This is a genomic window from Streptomyces sp. NPDC026062 (assembly GCF_055568375.1).
Map to the genome: position 1 here is coordinate 106932 of NZ_JBVHOQ010000004.1, position 15219 is coordinate 122150.

Sequence of the window (15219 nt, forward strand, 5' to 3'; positions counted from 1 at the left end):
GGCCCCCCTGGCCGCCGGGCCGGGCGGGAGGGGCGGTGCGGCTGGGGCGGGGGGGGGGGGGGGGGGGGGGGCCGCGCCGGGGCGCCCCCGCCCCGGGTCCGGTCGACTGCGCTACGGGGCCGGCAGCTCCATCAGAGCGGCGACGGTCTCACGGTGCCGGCCCGCCGTGCCGAAGGCGGTCGCGTCGGCCTTGGCCCGCTTCAGGTACAGGTGCGCCGGGTGCTCCCAGGTCATCCCGATGCCGCCGTGGAGCTGGACGCACTCCTCCGCCGCGTGGACGGCGACCTTGGAGCAGTACGCCTGCGCCACGGCCACGGCCAGCGGTGTGTCGGGGCTGTCCGTCGCCAGCGCGTCGGCGGCGTTGCGCGCCGCCGCCCGGGCCGAGACGACTTCCAGCCAGAGCTGCGCCATGCGGTGCTTGAGCGACTGGAAGGATCCGACCGGGCGGTTGAACTGGTGACGCTCACGGGTGTGCCGCACCGTCTCGGTCAGGCACCACTCGGCGAGTCCGAGCTGCTCGGAGGCGAGCAGTCCGGCGCCGGCCAGCAGTCCCCGGTCCACCACGGCCCGCGCCGCCGCGGCGTCCGCGAGGCGGGTTCCGGTGGCGCCGGTGAGGGTGACGGTGGCGAGCGGGCGGGTGAGATCGAGCGGGACGAGCGGCTGTACGGCGACGCCGGGCGCGTCCGTGGCGACCGCGTAGAGGCCGTCCCCGGTGGGAATCAGCAGCACGTCGGCGGCAGCCGCGTCGGCCACCGGCCCGAGTACCGTATCGAGGGTTCCTGTCTCCACCGGCGTGTGGGACGTCGCGGCCGAGAAGGGGACGGCGAGCACCGCGACCTTGCGGCCGGCTGCCAGGTCGGCAAGGATTCCGGCCGCCGGCCCGTCGTCGGAACCGAGCGCCAGAAGCGTCTGAGTGGCGACGACGGAGCTGGTCAGATAGGGCGCGGGGGCGACGCTGCGCCCGAGCTCCTCAAGAACGACGGCGGCCTCCCGGTGGGTGGCCCCCTGTCCGCCGAGCTTCTCGGGCACCAGCAGTCCGGCGGCGCCGATGTCGGCGGCGAGGCCCTTCCAGAGCTGCGGGTCGTACGGCGTGTCGGACTCGGTGCGGGCGATCACCGCCGGCGCGCCGCACCGGTCGGCGAGCAGGGAGCGGACTGCGGCCCGCAGGTCCTCCTCGGCCTCCGAGTACAGCAGGTCGGGTGCCTGGCCGGATTCGGTCTGTGCGCTCATCGGGAGAGGTCCTTCCAGGCGACGTCCTTGTCGTTGCGCGGCTCGGCGGGCAGGCCGAGCACGCGTTCGGCGACGATGTTGAGAAGCACCTCGCTCGTTCCGCCCTCGATGGAGTTGCCCTTGGAGCGGAGGTAGCGGTAGCCGGCGTCGCGTCCGGTGAAGTCGACATGGTCCGGGCGCCGCATGGTCCAGTCGCCGTACAACAGGCCCTCGTCGCCGAGGAGTTCGACTTCGAGTCCGCTGATCTCCTGGTTGAGGCGGGCGAAGGCGAGCTTCATGCCGGAACCCTCGGGTCCCGGCTGTCCCGCGACGAGCTGCTGGCGCAGGCGCTCGCCCGCGAGGCGGGCGACCTCGGCCTCGACCCAGAGGGTCAGCAGGCGCTGGTGCAGGTCGTGGGTGCGCAGTCCGGGCCGTTCACGCCACGTCTGCGCGATGGGGCCGATCATGCCGCCCTCGCGCGGGATGCGGGATCCGCCGATGGAGACACGCTCGTTCATGAGCGTCGTCTGCGCGACCTTCCAGCCTTCCCCGACCGCGCCGAGCCGGCGGCTGTCCGGGATGCGGACCCCGGTGAGGAACACCTCGTTGAACTCGGCCTCGCCGGTGATCTGGCGCAGCGGCCGCACCTCGACGCCCGGGTCGGTCATGTCGCAGATGAAGTAGCTGATGCCCCGGTGCTTGGGCACGTCCGGGTCGGTGCGGGCGATCAGGATCGCCCAGCGCGCCACATGGGCGCTGGATGTCCAGACCTTCTGTCCGTCGACCACCCAGTCGTCGCCGTCCCGTACGGCACGCGTACCGAGGGCTGCCAGGTCGGAGCCGGCGCCCGGCTCACTGAAGAGCTGGCACCACACCTCCTCGCCGACCCACAGCGGGCGCAGGAATCGCCGCTTCTGCTCGTCGGTGCCGTAGCCGAGGACGGTCGGGGCCGCCATGCCGAGACCGATGCCGATGCGGCGCGGGTCGTTGTCCGGAGCGTTCGCCTCGGCGAGTTCGGCGTCGACGACGGGCTGGAGGGAGCGCGGCGCGTCGAGGCCGCCGAGTCCGGCCGGGTAGTGCACCCAGGCGAGTCCCGCGTCGAAGCGCGCCTTGAGGAAGTCGGTGCGCTCGGTGGTGGCCGGAGGGTGCGCGGCAAGCAGTTCGCGGGTGCGGTGGCGCAGTTCGGCGGCGTCGGGGGCGGTCATCGGGCGGCTCCTGACGGGAGGACGACGATGCGGCCGGTGCTGGTGCCGTCGGCGACCCGCTGGACGGCGGCCGCCGCCCCGTCCATCGGGACCCGTTCGCTGATCAGCGGCTTGATGACGCCCTTCGCGGCGAGCCGGGTGAGCTCCTCGTGGCAGTCGCGGACGGCCTGCGGGGCCTTCGTGTTGTACAGGCCCCAGTGGAGCCCGACGACCGAGTAGTTCTTGACCAGGGCGTGGTTGAGCCCCGGGGTGGGGATGACGCCACTGGCGAACCCGACCACGATCACCCGGCCCTCGAAGGCGATGCACTTCACGGACTTGGCGTACGCGTCGCCCCCGACCGGGTCGTACACCACGTCGGCGCCACGCCCGCCGGTGAATTCCTTGACCGCGGCGACGATGTCCTCGGTGCGCCGGTCGATGACCAGGTCGCAGCCGAGCCCGGCGGCGATCCCGGCTTTCTCCGGGCCGCCCACGACACCGATGACGGTGGCTCCGGCGGCCTTGCCGAGCTGGACGGCCGCACTGCCGACGCCGCCGGCCGCGGCGTGGACCAGCAGGGTCTCGCCCGCCTGCAGACGCGCCCGCCGATGCAGCCCGAACCAGCCGGTCTGGTAGCCGATGTGCAGCGCGGCCGCCTCGGCGTCGTCGAGGGCGTCGGGGGCCGGCAGCAGGGCCGCCTCGTCCGCGACGACGTACTGGGCGAATCCGCCGTCCGGCAGCGCGGGGGTGGCCAGCACGCGGCGCCCGTCCTCGGTCCTGCCGCAGATCTCCACACCGGGTGTGAACGGCAGCGGGGGCCGCACCTGGTACTGACCTCGGCAGAGCAGCGCGTCGGGGAAGTTGATGTTCGCCGCGAGCACTTCGATGAGCACCTGCCCGTCGCCGGGCGTCGGCCGGTCCGTCTCTTCCAGCCGCATCACCTCGCTCGGCTCGCCGTTCCGGTGCACTCGCCATGCCTGCATGAGGGGCCTCCACAACACTGTCGGCATTACCACTGCTCCGCCGCATACTAAGCGGTCGCTTGCCCCTCTGGGAACAGCCTGCGGGTGACCGTTTCCACCGGGCCGCGGCATGGACGTGCGCCCGGCCCGCCCGCAGGGGTACGGCGGCGCCGGGCGCACGGTGGTGCGGTTCGCTACTTCCCGACCACGACCTCCGCGATACCGGGCGCCGGGGAACCCTCGCGCCAGGCAAGGCGTACCGCGTCGGCGGTCCGGCCGGCCGCGTCGACGCGCGTGTACGGACCGTCGAGCGCGCCGATGGTCAGCCAGCTCCCGTCCGCGTTCCTCAGCTGGACGTCGGCCGCTGCCGCGGAGCCGGACGGCTGGAGAACCGTGATCGCGCCGACCGCACGGGCGGCGACGAGATTCACCTCCAGCGATTCGCCGGCCTCGGGTGCGCGCGCGGCCCGGTACACACTGGCCGGGTCCCCGTCCGCCGCCGAGCGCAGGACGGATCCTGCGGCTGCCGGCGGGTTGCCCGTGATCTCACCGTCCGTGGTCGCCACGTCGAATTCGCGTACGACGACCCAGCTGTCCTGTCCGGCGGTCGCCCGGGCCCGGACATAGCGGGCCTCGGTGCCTGCGGGGACGGCCGCGGTGACGTCCGGCCTGCCGGAGAACTCGGTGAGCGTCGTCCAGTTCTGCCCGTCGGCGGAGTACTCCAGCACTCCCGCGTGAAGGTAGTCGTCGGTGCTGCCGGGCTTGGCCATGGCGAGGGTGACGTCCCCGATCTCCCTGGCCTCCCCGAGGTCGACGGTGAGCTGGTCGCCCGCGGCAGGTGCGCCGTCGCTCCAGAAGTAGGTGGAGTCGTCGCCGTCGAGAATCCTGGCGAGGGCGTTGCTCTGGTACGCGCCGAGGCTCGTCGAAGCCGTGGGCCTGCCGCTCACACCGAGGATCCGGTCGTGCTCGGCGGTGGCCGCCTCGACGAACCCGTCCAGCTTCCCGTCCCCCACGAGGACCGGCACCTTGCCTCCGCCGAGCCCGGTGTACGTGAACGACTTCGCGTGCTCGACCTGCGCGGGCAGCCGCTGACGCAGCTCCCAGGCCAGTCCACCGTCTCCGGCACGGGCCGCCTCGACCATGCGCAGGGCGGTGCCCGCCGCGGTCGCCCAGGACTCCGTGGCGTCGAGCCAGGGGCCCGAGTCCTCGATGAAGCCCCGGTCCGGAAGGTGCGCCCGCAGCCGGGCAGGGGCGGCGCCGAGGCCGGTCAGCACAGAGGTGAGCCGCTTGGCGTCACCGGACTCCCAGTAGCGGGCGAACTCGGCGGCCAGCTCGGGCGCCTTGTCGGTGTTCAGCGCCGAGCTGTAGTTGACGTCGGCGAAGGCGCGAAGGGCCCGCTCGGTGAGCGGGTCGCCGCCCGCGTACTCCTTGAGCCCCCTGCCCCACGAGGTGCGCGGGTCGTAGGCCCCGTCGTTCCAGGCGTAGTCCGCGACGGTGTAGAGCGAGAGCTTCGAAGCGTACGGCTGGATCATCGGGTTGGCGGTGATCCCGGCCAGCCGGCCCGGCAGTCCCTTCTCCCGGCCGTTGAACGGGCCGAGCAGCAGCCGGTTGGTCGCGTAGTCGTTCACCGGATAGTTGTCCCAGGTCAGGATCGGGTGCCCGAACACCTTCCGGGCCGCGTCGGCCTGAGCGACCGTCATGGTCGGCGCCACCACGCCGACGCCGGTCCACTCCACGAGCACATCCGGGTCGAGCTGTTCGGCGAGCGCCTTCTTGTACGGGGACTCGGCCACGTTGTAGTACTCGGTGGGGACCATCTGAAGCGGCTCGGCACCGGGGTGCGTGGCGATGAACTCCTGGTTGACCTTGTTCAGCAGATACGCCTGCGCGGCGCCTGCCGCCCCGCCGCCGGTCCCCCATTTCGCCTTGTCGGCTTCACAGTTCCAGTCGGTGTAGCTGATGTCGTCGAGCGGCACCGCGAAGGTGCGCACGCCGATGTCCCAGATCGTGCGGAACTTGTCGACGAGCGCCTTCGCGTCCGCGTCGGAGCTGTAGCAGACCGACAGGCCGGGAGAGAGCGCGTAGGTGAACTCCACATGGCGCCGGACCGCCCGGTCGGTGAGGTCCTTGATCTGAGCCAGTTGGTCGGCCGGGTAGGGGTCGCGCCACTTCTCGCGGAGATAGGCGTCGTCCTTGGGCGAGTACACGTAGATGTTCATCTTGTGCTCGCCGTAGTAGTCCAGCTGGTCCAGGCGCGCCTCGTGGGACCACGGGGTGCCGTAGAAGCCTTCGATGACGCCGCGCAGCGCGGTGCCCGGCCAGTCGCGCACCGCGAGCCCGGCGACCGCGGCTCCGGGATGCGCTCGCTGCGGCAGGACCTGGCGCAGGGTCTGCGCCGCGTAGTACGTCCCGGTGGTGTCCTTGCCCGCGAGCACGATCCGGCCCGCCCCGATACCGAGGACGTATCCGTCGGCGGGGAGCTCGGACGGCCCTTCGAGCTTCTGGGCGGCCAGTGCGCCGGCGTCGCCGACATGGACGTTGAGACCGTGCGCGGCCGGCCGTGCGGCGCGGACCACCCGCTGCGCGCCGGCCTTGCGCAGGGCGGCCGTCACCACGTCGAGCGTCGACTGATCGGCCGTCTCCCCGGCCACCAGGGTGACGGTGGGCGTGATCGTGATCCGGTCGGGCCGGATCCTGACGGACTGCGGGGTGGGAGTGATGGCCGGCGTGTCCTGGGCCTTGACCGGGGTGCCGTCCGGTCTGCTTCCGGCCGCCTGAGCGGTGGGCCCGGTGGTCAGCAGACCACCGACGAGCATGGCCGCCGCAGCGGCGATTGCGGTGAGGCGGGGTGGGCGAGGCGTCACAGATCCTCCATCGGTCACTCAAGTCACCAGAGTCGCGCAACACAACGACACCGAATTCAACAGCCTGGCGCTTACATGTCAATGGTCTGGACAACATCAACGCTTGGACCTGGACTTTTGTCTCGGAGACCTGGATTTTTGTCGCACAGAGACTCGACCCGTCCCCGCTCGGACCTAGCGTTGTGCCGACGGAAGCGGTACTCATGCGTCCATGACGGAGAGCATGCACACTCCCGGAATCGCCGCGCCTCCCCCGCTCGGCGCGTGCGCCCTGCCGGCCGGCACCTACGACGGCAGCGTGGTCCTGGTGACCGGCGGTGGCTCGGGTCTCGGCAAGGCTGTCGCGGCCGAGTTCGCCAGGCTGGGGGCGGACGTGGTGCTCGTCGGCCGGAACGCCGACCGGCTGGCCGCCGCCCGCCGGGAGCTCGCACCCCTGACCGGCGGCCGGGTCCTGGCCGTCCCGGGCGACATCCGGCACCCGGAAAGGATCACGGAGGTGTTCGACGTGGCCGAGGCCGAACTGGGGCCGCCCGACGTGCTCGTCAACAACGCGGCCGCCAACTTCCCCTCACCCGCCGAGGAGCTGTCACCGAACGCCTGGCGGGCGGTACTCGACATCACACTGACCGGGACCTGGTTCATGACGCGTGAGTTCGGGCGCCGCCACCTCGCCGCCGCGACCGGCGGGGTGATCCTGTGCGTCGGCGCCTCGTACGCCTGGACGGGCGGACCCGGATACGCGCACTCCGCGGCGGCCAAGGCCGGGGTGAAGAACCTGGTCGAGACCCTCGCCGTCGAGTGGGGACCGTACGGAATCCGGGTCAACGGGCTGGTGCCGGGGCTGATGCCGCACGAGGACATGACCGTTGACATCCGCGCCCACCTCGACCGGGACGGGGCGGCAGCGGGGAGCGGGGACAAGGACGGGGCGGCAGCGGGAGGCGGGCACCGGGATCTCGACGCGCGGCAGCCCGCGCTGCGGGTGGGGCTGCCACGCGAACTGGGCTGGGCGGCCACGTTCCTGGCCTCGCCGTACGCCGCGTTCATCTCCGGTCATTCCTTGGTGGTCGACGGGGCGAACTGGCAGCGGCGCTCACTGGTCGCGCCCCCCGTGGTGCCGGTGCGCGAACAGCTGGGCCGGGGGCCCTTCGCCCTGCCCGGCGAGGAAGGACCGTGAGCCGGACCTCACAGGCGCGCGGAGGACAGCGGATCAGGTCCCGTCGAAGGACGGCGGCCGGCGGGCCGCTTTCGCGGCGTAGCCCTCGGCGGCGTCCCGCGAGGTGAGGGTGAGCGCCGCGGCCAGGGCCGTACGGTCCAGCGCCTGGCCGAGACCCGCGTCCGCGTACGCGTCGACCGAGCGCTTGATGTGGCGCACGGCGAGGGGCGCGTTCGCCGCGACGGCCTCGGCGACGGACCACGCGGTGCGCTCCAGATCACCGAGGGGCGCGACGGCCTGGAGCAGCCCGATCCGCTCCGCCGTCGCCGCGTCGATCCGGCGGCCGGTGAGCGCGAGGTACTTCGCCCAGCCGGCCCCCGCCTCGCGGGCGATCCGCATGTCGCCCCCGGCATCGACCGCCACCCCGATCCCGGCCTCCGGCAGCGCGAACACGGCGTTGTCGGCGGCGATCCGGATGTCCGCCATGAGGGCGAGTTCGAAGCCGAAGCCGAGGCAGTAGCCCTGCACGGCGGCGATCACCGGCTGCGGAAGCCCGGCGAACGCGGCGAAGCGCTCGTGCACCCAGCGGATGCCCTCGTAGTAGCGCTGGGTGCGCTCGGCGGCGGACCGCCCCGTGATGTCGCCACCGGGCGCGGTGACATCGATCCCGGCGCAGAAGGCCCGGCCCTCGCCCCGCAGCAGGACGGCCCGGACCGAGTCGTCGAAGCGGATCCGGTCGGCCATGATGCCGAGCTGCCTGCTGGACTCCCAGCTCCAGCCGTTGAGCTGCTCCGGCCTGCACAGCGTCAGCAGACCGACACCGTTCTCGATCCGGAGCGACATCCGCTCCTGGCCGTGCGGGATGTCGTGGTCCAGGATGTCGAGCACGGCCGCCTCTTCCCGTTGACTGACACACCGTCAGAATTCGGTGGTCCGGCCCAGCGTAGGGCGGCGCACCGCATGGAGCCAGGGCCCGGCGGGACCGGCGGGCTCGTGCACGGCGAGGACCGGCACTCTCCGGCGACCGTTTCGACGCACGCCATGGCCGCTCCTTCGACGGCAGACTCCGCCGCTGTGCCCGGGTTGCCGTCGCGCTCGGTCCCGTCAGCGCGCGAAGAGCTCGAAGGCGACCGCCGGGCGACCGCCGAAGCGCTCGGCGGATGACTGCGCGTTGCCGGTGAGGAAAGTGCGGCAGTAGGCCTCGGGATCCTCGTCCGTGAGGGCCCCGATATACGTGCGGTGCGCGAGGAGCGATTGCACGGACCGTTCGAGGCCGGGCGTCGCGTCAACGGCGTGGGTGGGTGTGGACGATCCGGCCACGGCCACCCAGCGCACACCGCCCCAGGGCTCGATCCCCTGCTCGGTCAGCTCCGGAAAGATCCAGCGGTTCCCGGCGTCGGCCGCCGCGTCCAGCGTGGCGCGGCCGACCGCGCGGTGATCGGGGGTGTTCCAGGCGACACCTCCCCAGGTGTCACGGTGATTGAGCGTGATCACCAGTTCCGGCCGGTGACGGCGGACGGCGGACACGATGTCGCGGCGCAGGCCGATGCCGTACTCGATCACTCCGTCCCGGTGGTCGAGGAACTCGACGCGGGACACCCCGACGACCGCCGCACTCGCACGCTGCTCCTGCTCGCGCAGCGGGGCGCACCTCTCGGGTTCGAGCGTGTCGATCCCGGCCTCGCCCCGCGTGGCCAGGAGATAGGCGATGTCACGTCCGCCGTCGGTCCACCCCGCGACGGCAGCCGCGCAGCCGTACTCCAGATCATCGGGGTGTGCGACGACGGCGAGGGCGCGCTGCCAGTCCGCAGGCATGGGTTCCAGCTGCTCCGTCATGGGGGCAGGCTAACCGGCCCGGCCGCACGGGGCGCCGTGTCGCGTACGCCTCACCCACCGAATGGACACCACCAGGGGTACCAGCGCCCGCCCCGGAGCAATACCCACGGAGGTGAACCGGCCCCCGGCCCGACGGGCTGCACCCCGTGAGTCCGGCGCCGGCCGCGGCGCTCCGCTCCGTGAGCCGGTGCGGGCCCCTCCCCCTCAGGCCAGCGAGAGAAAGAGCTTCTCCAGCCGGGAGCGCATCTGGTCCCGGTCCGCGGGTTCGCTGCCGCCGTCGGCCATGCAATGCTGAAGACCCGTCGCGATGATCGCGAAACCGGCCCGGTCGAGCGCCCGCGAAACGGCCGCCATCTGCGTGATGACGTCCTCGCAGTCGCGCCCTTCCTCGATCATCCTGATGATTCCGGTGAGCTGGCCCTGAGCGCGGCGCAGGCGATTGAGCACCGATTTGAGTTCATCGGCCGCCATGTCGAGTTCCACACATCCTCCTCTTTCATACCCCGAGGGGTATTCTAGCCCGTCCGGGGCAGGCAGGACGGAGTCTCTGCCTCACACCCGGTGGACGAAAGGAAACACAGCTCGTGACCAGCCCCGTATCCCTCTCCCCCGCCCAGGCCGCCGCCCGTCTCGCGGAGTTCACCGTGATCGATGTGCGCGCCCCGGGCGAGTACGCCTCCGGGCATGTGCCCGGTGCTCTGAACATCCCGCTCGACCGTCTCTCCGAGGCGGTGGCCGCGCTGAAGTCCGCCTCGGCCCGCGGCGCCCTGCTCGTGGTGTGCGCGTCCGGCGTCCGCTCCACACGTGCCTGCGACATCCTCGCGGCGGCCGACATCGACGCCGCGACGCTCTCCGGCGGAACCTCCGCCTGGGAGGGCGAGGGCCATGGCCTCGACCGCCCGGAGGGCGGCCGGACCACCTGGCCGATGGAGCGCCAGGTGCGCCTCGCCGCCGGTTCGCTCGTGGTGGCCGGTCTGCTCGTGAGCGTGCGCCGCCCCGCCGCGCGCTGGCTGTCCGCCGGCGTCGGCGCCGGTCTCGTCTTCTCCGCCGTGACGAACACGTGCGGCATGGCGGCGGTGCTGTCCAAGCTCCCGCACAATCGCGCCCCGCGCTCGGCCGCGAACCTGAACGCCACGCTGGACGCGCTTCAGGGCTGACTCACCACGCCGGGCGGGAGCCGGCCGCACCCCGTGCGCGGCCGGCTCCGACCGTCCCGGCTCGGACCTCGTCCCGGCTCAGATCTCGTCGCGGACCAGCGCGAGGAGGCGGTCCAGCACCCTCGGCCCACCCGCGCGCAGCCCGTCGTGCTCGAACTCGTCGGTCACCCAGGTCCGCAGCCCTCGGATCGCGGCGGCGGTGCGCAGCGCGTGCGCGGTGTCCACGTACATGTCGTCGTGGTAGACGGCCGCGGCCACCGGCACCTCGTTGGCGGCCAGACGCTCCGTGTCGTACAGCGGTTCCCAGTCACCACGCGTGGCGAGCAGCTCCGCCGTCTCACGCAGCGGCCGCAGCGCCGGGTCGACGTCGAAGTGCCAGGGGTGGATGCTCTCGCCCGTGAACAGGACCGGCCCGTCGCCCTTCAGGGCGGCCTCCGCGTCGAACTGCGGGAACTCCGCGCGGACCCGCTCGGCCGCCCATCCGGTGGGGCGCTCGTCCTGACCGTAGATGGCCTCGTGCAGGACTGCGTACAGCGGGTGCCCGGCGAATGAGTTGGCCGTGCGCATGGCCTCCTGGAAGGTGTCGGAGAGCTCGGTGCCGTGCGGGGTGGTGACGAAGGCGTTCTCCATCAGGTAGTGCAGCTGGTGGCTGCCGCCACTCCCGCCGAGCATGATGCCGAGCGACTGGAATCCCTCGGGCGTCAGCCGGTGTCCAGCGCTTTCGGGGCGGTGCTCCGCGAGGTGAGCGGTGATCTCGCGGGCGCGCGCGACGTCCTGCGGGTAGCGGGCGTAGTGGGCGGCGACCTTCCGCTCGATCCTCGGGTACGCGGCGCGGTACACGTCGTCCGCGTGGGCGTCGAGGGACGGCAGTCCGCCGGTGATCAGGACGGTGCTGAGACCCTCGGGTGCGGACGAGAGGTAGCGGACGGCGCAGAAACCGCCGAAGGACTGGCCGAGGACCGTCCAGGGCGCCCCGCCCGTCAGCCGCGGGCGGATCAGCTCGCAGTCACGCACGATGCTGTCGGACCGGAAGTGCGCGAGGTAGTCGGCCTGCTCGCGCGGACCGCCGCGCAGCGGCAGGGTCTGCCGGTTGGCCGGGGTGGACAGCCCGGTGCCGCGCTGGTCCAGGAGCAGCACCCGGAACTCCTTCACCGCTCGCCCCAGCCAGGCCTCCGCGCCGGTGAAACGCCGGGCGCCGAAGCCGGGGCCGCCCTCCAGGTAGAGCAGCCAGGGCAGTTCCTCGCCGGCCCGGGAACCGGCCACCACCTCACGGCCGAAGATCTCGATCTGCTCACCGCCGGGGTCGGTGTGGTCGAGCGGCACGGTGAAGTGCCGGTCGGTGAGGACGAGGCCGGGCTGACGGTAGCTGTTCAAGGGTGCTCCTGGATCGATGGTTCAAGGACAGTTCAGCACACAGCCGTTCCCCGGACGGTCCCGGCCCGTGTGCGTCGGCCCCGTCCCGCTCCTACGGTGCAGTCATGATCCGGTTCGAGCAGGTCCGCAAGGTCTATCCGGACGGGACGACCGCGGTCGACGGACTGTCCTTCGAGGTCAGGGAGGGGGAGCTGGTCACCCTGGTCGGCCCCTCGGGCTGCGGCAAGACCACCACCATGATGATGGTGAACCGGCTGATCGAACCGACCTCGGGCCGGATCCTGGTCGACGGCGAGGACATCTCGAAAACCGATCCGGTGAAGCTCCGCCGCCGGATCGGCTATGTCATCCAGCAGGTCGGACTCTTTCCGCACCGCACCGTGCTCGACAACACCGCGACGGTCCCGGCGCTGGTCGGCTGGAAGCGCTCCCGGGCACGGGCACGCGCGGCCGAGCTGCTCGATCTGGTGGGGCTCGCCCCGGGGACGTACGGCTCGCGGTACCCCGCCCAGCTCTCGGGCGGCCAGCGGCAGCGGGTCGGGGTGGCCCGCGCCCTGGCGGCGGACCCGCCGGTGCTGCTGATGGACGAACCGTTCGGCGCGGTGGACCCGGTGGTGCGCGAACGGCTGCAGAACGAGTTCCTGAGCCTGCAGGCCACGGTGCGCAAGACGGTCCTGATGGTCACCCACGACATCGAGGAAGCGGTGCGGATGGGTGACCGGATCGCGGTGTACGGGGAGGGGCGCATCGAGCAGTTCGACAGCCCGGGAGCCGTGCTCGGGTCCCCGGCGACCCCGTATGTGGCGCGGTTCGTCGGCGCGGACCGCGGTCTGAAGCGGCTGTCGGTCACCACGATCGAACCGCGGGACCTGGAGGAGCCGCCGGTTGCCCGGCTGGACGAGCGGGCACCGGTCGCGGCGGCCCGGCTCGGCGCCGCCGGTGCCCGGTGGGCGGTGGTACTGAACAGTGCGGGCGAGCTGCACGGCTGGGTGTCGGCGCAGGCGCTGCGGACCGCCGGTGACCGGGGGACGGTGGCTGAAGCCGCTCGCCGGATGGATGCCTGGGTGCCCGTGGGCGCCCCGCTCAAGCAGGCGTTCAGCGAGATGCTCCAGCACGACGCGGGGTGGGTGGCGGTGCTGGACGGGGCGCGCTTCCTCGGTGTGCTGACTCCGGCCGGACTCCACGAGGCGCTGCGTCGTTCGGTGGACGCGGACGCGCGGGGCGTGGGACGTGACGCGGTGCGCTTCGACTCGGTGGCGGGTGCCTGACATACGCCCCGGGGCGAGCAGGGGCGCAGAGGGCTCGTCCCTTGACCCGAGCCCTGCGCAAAGCCTAGGTTTCCGCAGGGAGAAAGCGCTTGCTATCGGGTGGGCGCCCCTCACCGTGGAGGTGTTTGTCACGCCCAGCCAGGCTTCCCCCAGCAGGCCGATCCGGGTCGCGGTCGTCGGTACCGGTGCGATCGCACGCGTCAGCCATCTGCCTGCCCTGCGTGCGCTGGCAGCCGAACAGCCCCTGGAGATCGTCGCGGCGGTCGACGTCGACGCCGCCTCCGCCGCGGAGTTCTGCGCCGAAGCGGGCACGGGCCGCCCGTACACGGATCTCGGCCGGATGCTCGCCGATGAGCGGCCCGATCTGGTCACTCTCGGCACCCCGCCCCGATTCCACCGCGACCAGACCATCGCCGCGCTGCGGGCCGGGGCCTGGGTGTGGTGCGAGAAGCCGCCCTGCCCCTCGTTGGAGGACTTCGACGCCATCGAGGCCGCGGAGGACCCCGACAGCGGCGGCCCGTACGCCGCGATCGTGTTCCAGCACCGGTTCGGCTCCGGCTCGGACCATGTCCGGGCGCTGCTGGCCGGGCAGGCGATGGGACGGCCACTGGTCGCCCACTGCCAGACCACCTGGTACCGGGACGAGGCGTACTACTCCGCGCCCTGGCGGGGCCGTTGGAGCACGGAGGGCGGCGGCCCGGCGATGGGCCACGGAATTCACCAGATGGATCTGCTGCTGGATCTGCTGGGCCCGTGGTCGGAGATCCGCGCGATGGCGGGACGGCTGGTGCACGACGTGGAGACGGAGGACGTCTCCACGGCGCTCGTCCGCTTCGAGAACGGCACGATGGCCACGATCGTCAACAGTGTCCTCAGCCCCGACGAGGTCAGCCGGATCCGGATCGACTGCGAGCGGGCGACGGTCGAGCTCACGCATCTGTACGGCCATCGCAACGCCGACTGGCGGATCACCCCGGCCCCCGGCGTGCCCGCCGAACAGGTGGCCGCCTGGCGGGACTTCGGCGTCGACGTGCCCAGTTCCCACGAGGCTCAGCTGCGCGGCCTGCTCGGTGACCTGCGGGCGGGAAGACGGCCGCGCAGCAGCGGCGCCGACGGCCGTACCAGCCTGGAACTGGTCGCCGCCCTGTACAAGGCGGCCTTCACCGGAGGCACCGTCCGGGCGGGCGAGATCGGCCCCGGCGACCCGTACTACAGCGCCCTGCACGGCAACGCCCCCGGCTGGGCACCCGAGCCGGCGGAGGCCTCCGCATGACGAGCAGGCTGAATCTGGTGCACCGGCACGGCGACCACATCGCGGTCTCCGTGGCCGGCACCGGGGTGGAGCTCCTGCGGTACGTGTACCGGCCCGAGGCGGCCTGGGAGGCGCCGAAGCCGTACATCCATCCGCTGCGCACCCTGGCCGACCGGGTGGTGACCGACTACCGGCCCCACGACCACCGCTGGCACAAGGGGCTGCAGCTGACCGCCTCGCATCTGTCGGGGCAGAACCTCTGGGGCGGCAACACCTACGTGCCGGGCGAGGGCTATCAGCCGTTGCCCGAGCGGGTGGGTTCCATGGCGCACCGCGGATTCGACGAGGTGTCGGTGCATGAGGACGGCGCCGCGGTCGCCGAGCGGCTGAGCTGGCATCCGTACGGCGGCGGGCTGTGGGCCGACGAGGTGCGCCGGATCGAGGTGCACGACGTCGATCCGGCGGCCGGCAGCTGGGTGCTGACATGGGCGTCGGCCGTCACCAACCGGCGGGACGAACCGCTGCGGTTCGGCAGCCCGGCCACGCACGGCCGGCGCGATGCCGGTTACACGGGGCTCTTCTGGCGCGGGCCGCGCGCCTTCCGTGACGGCCGGATCCTCACCTCCGAAGGGGAGGGTCCCGAGGTGATGGGGCGGCAGGCGCCCTGGCTGGCGTACAGCGGCGAGCACGACGGGGCGGACGGTCACGCGACGCTCGTCTTCGTCCACGCGCCGGAGAACGACCACACGGGTGCCGGAGGCGAGCACCCCGCGCACTGGTTCGTCCGCAACGACCCCTTCGCCGCGGTGGCCCCGTCCTTCGCCTTCCACGACGAACTCGTCCTGGAGCCCGGGGCGACGCTGGCCCGGCGCTACCGGGTGATCGTCGCGGACGGGGCATGGGACCGCGAGCGGATCGAGGCCCGGCTCGCAGAGCTGAGCTGGTAGAACCGCG

13 protein-coding genes are annotated in these 15219 nt (G+C 72.5%); 5 read left to right on the top strand and 8 right to left on the bottom strand.

Translation table 11 applies throughout. The features are described 5' to 3' along the window. Nucleotides 1-111 precede the first annotated feature (111 nt). From ACZ4LX_RS05135 to ACZ4LX_RS05150, 4 genes are all read right to left on the bottom strand, one after another. On the bottom strand, nt 112-1230 hold the full coding sequence (locus ACZ4LX_RS05135; RefSeq protein ID WP_467639651.1) for an acyl-CoA dehydrogenase family protein: 1119 nt from the start codon (nt 1228-1230) through the stop codon (nt 112-114). Next, entirely contained in the window at nt 1227-2414 is a 1188-nt protein-coding gene (locus ACZ4LX_RS05140; protein ID WP_467639648.1) for an acyl-CoA dehydrogenase family protein, read from the bottom strand. The genes ACZ4LX_RS05135 and ACZ4LX_RS05140 overlap by 4 nt, the downstream gene beginning before the upstream one ends. Then, nucleotides 2411-3379 (bottom strand): NADPH:quinone oxidoreductase family protein, encoded by a 969-nt coding sequence (locus tag ACZ4LX_RS05145; RefSeq protein ID WP_467639645.1) that lies wholly within the window; start codon nt 3377-3379, stop codon nt 2411-2413. The genes ACZ4LX_RS05140 and ACZ4LX_RS05145 overlap by 4 nt, the downstream gene beginning before the upstream one ends. 173 nt (nt 3380-3552) lie before the next feature. Continuing rightward, the gene (locus ACZ4LX_RS05150) at nt 3553-6222 is read right to left on the bottom strand and encodes a beta-N-acetylglucosaminidase domain-containing protein (RefSeq protein WP_467639642.1); all 2670 of its coding nucleotides are present in this window, start codon (nt 6220-6222) and stop codon (nt 3553-3555) included. A gap of 211 nt (nt 6223-6433) precedes the next feature. Here ACZ4LX_RS05150 and ACZ4LX_RS05155 point away from each other — a divergent pair, with 211 nt between their 5' ends. After that, on the top strand, nt 6434-7399 hold the full coding sequence (locus ACZ4LX_RS05155) for an SDR family oxidoreductase (protein ID WP_467639639.1): 966 nt from the start codon (nt 6434-6436) through the stop codon (nt 7397-7399). A gap of 33 nt (nt 7400-7432) precedes the next feature. On the opposite strand, the gene ACZ4LX_RS05160 is transcribed toward ACZ4LX_RS05155, so the two are convergent. The 3 genes from ACZ4LX_RS05160 to ACZ4LX_RS05170 all read right to left on the bottom strand — a co-directional run bounded on the left by ACZ4LX_RS05160 (nt 7433) and on the right by ACZ4LX_RS05170 (nt 9697). Then, nucleotides 7433-8266, bottom strand: a complete 834-nt coding sequence (locus ACZ4LX_RS05160) for an enoyl-CoA hydratase/isomerase family protein (protein ID WP_467639636.1) — start codon at nt 8264-8266, stop codon at nt 7433-7435. Between the two features lie 216 nt (nt 8267-8482). Next, nucleotides 8483-9214: a PIG-L deacetylase family protein gene (locus tag ACZ4LX_RS05165; protein ID WP_467639633.1), complete on the bottom strand. Its 732-nt coding sequence runs from the start codon at nt 9212-9214 to the stop codon at nt 8483-8485. 204 nt (nt 9215-9418) lie between these two features. Then, nucleotides 9419-9697, bottom strand: a complete 279-nt coding sequence (locus tag ACZ4LX_RS05170; protein WP_467639630.1) for a metal-sensitive transcriptional regulator — start codon at nt 9695-9697, stop codon at nt 9419-9421. 101 nt (nt 9698-9798) lie between these two features. On the opposite strand from ACZ4LX_RS05170, the gene ACZ4LX_RS05175 reads away from it, so the two are divergent. Next, on the top strand, nt 9799-10371 hold the full coding sequence (locus tag ACZ4LX_RS05175; protein ID WP_467639627.1) for a rhodanese-like domain-containing protein: 573 nt from the start codon (nt 9799-9801) through the stop codon (nt 10369-10371). A 78-nt stretch (nt 10372-10449) separates the two neighbouring features. Here ACZ4LX_RS05175 and ACZ4LX_RS05180 read toward each other — a convergent pair whose 3' ends face one another. After that, complete coding sequence (locus ACZ4LX_RS05180) at nt 10450-11745, bottom strand: alpha/beta fold hydrolase (protein WP_467639624.1); 1296 nt, start codon at nt 11743-11745, stop codon at nt 10450-10452. 104 nt (nt 11746-11849) lie between these two features. On the opposite strand from ACZ4LX_RS05180, the gene ACZ4LX_RS05185 reads away from it, so the two are divergent. The 3 genes from ACZ4LX_RS05185 to ACZ4LX_RS05195 all read left to right on the top strand — a co-directional run bounded on the left by ACZ4LX_RS05185 (nt 11850) and on the right by ACZ4LX_RS05195 (nt 15212). Continuing rightward, a complete protein-coding gene (locus ACZ4LX_RS05185; RefSeq protein WP_467639621.1) occupies nt 11850-13013 on the top strand; it encodes an ABC transporter ATP-binding protein in 1164 nt (387 codons plus the stop codon). 121 nt (nt 13014-13134) lie between these two features. Further along, on the top strand, nt 13135-14286 hold the full coding sequence (locus ACZ4LX_RS05190; protein ID WP_467639913.1) for a Gfo/Idh/MocA family protein: 1152 nt from the start codon (nt 13135-13137) through the stop codon (nt 14284-14286). Further along, complete coding sequence (locus ACZ4LX_RS05195) at nt 14283-15212, top strand: DUF6807 domain-containing protein (protein ID WP_467639618.1); 930 nt, start codon at nt 14283-14285, stop codon at nt 15210-15212. Before ACZ4LX_RS05190 ends, ACZ4LX_RS05195 begins: the two co-directional genes overlap by 4 nt. The last annotated feature ends 7 nt before the right edge of the window (nt 15213-15219 follow it).

Coding starts and splice junctions, on each gene's coding strand:
- ACZ4LX_RS05135 (WP_467639651.1), bottom strand. CDS start 1,230: ATGAGCGCACAGACCGAATCCGGCCAGGCACCCGACCTGCTGTACTCG.
- ACZ4LX_RS05140 (WP_467639648.1), bottom strand. CDS start 2,414: ATGACCGCCCCCGACGCCGCCGAACTGCGCCACCGCACCCGCGAACTG.
- ACZ4LX_RS05145 (WP_467639645.1), bottom strand. CDS start 3,379: ATGCAGGCATGGCGAGTGCACCGGAACGGCGAGCCGAGCGAGGTGATG.
- ACZ4LX_RS05155 (WP_467639639.1), top strand. CDS start 6,434: ATGACGGAGAGCATGCACACTCCCGGAATCGCCGCGCCTCCCCCGCTC.
- ACZ4LX_RS05165 (WP_467639633.1), bottom strand. CDS start 9,214: ATGACGGAGCAGCTGGAACCCATGCCTGCGGACTGGCAGCGCGCCCTC.
- ACZ4LX_RS05185 (WP_467639621.1), top strand. CDS start 11,850: ATGATCCGGTTCGAGCAGGTCCGCAAGGTCTATCCGGACGGGACGACC.
- ACZ4LX_RS05195 (WP_467639618.1), top strand. CDS start 14,283: ATGACGAGCAGGCTGAATCTGGTGCACCGGCACGGCGACCACATCGCG.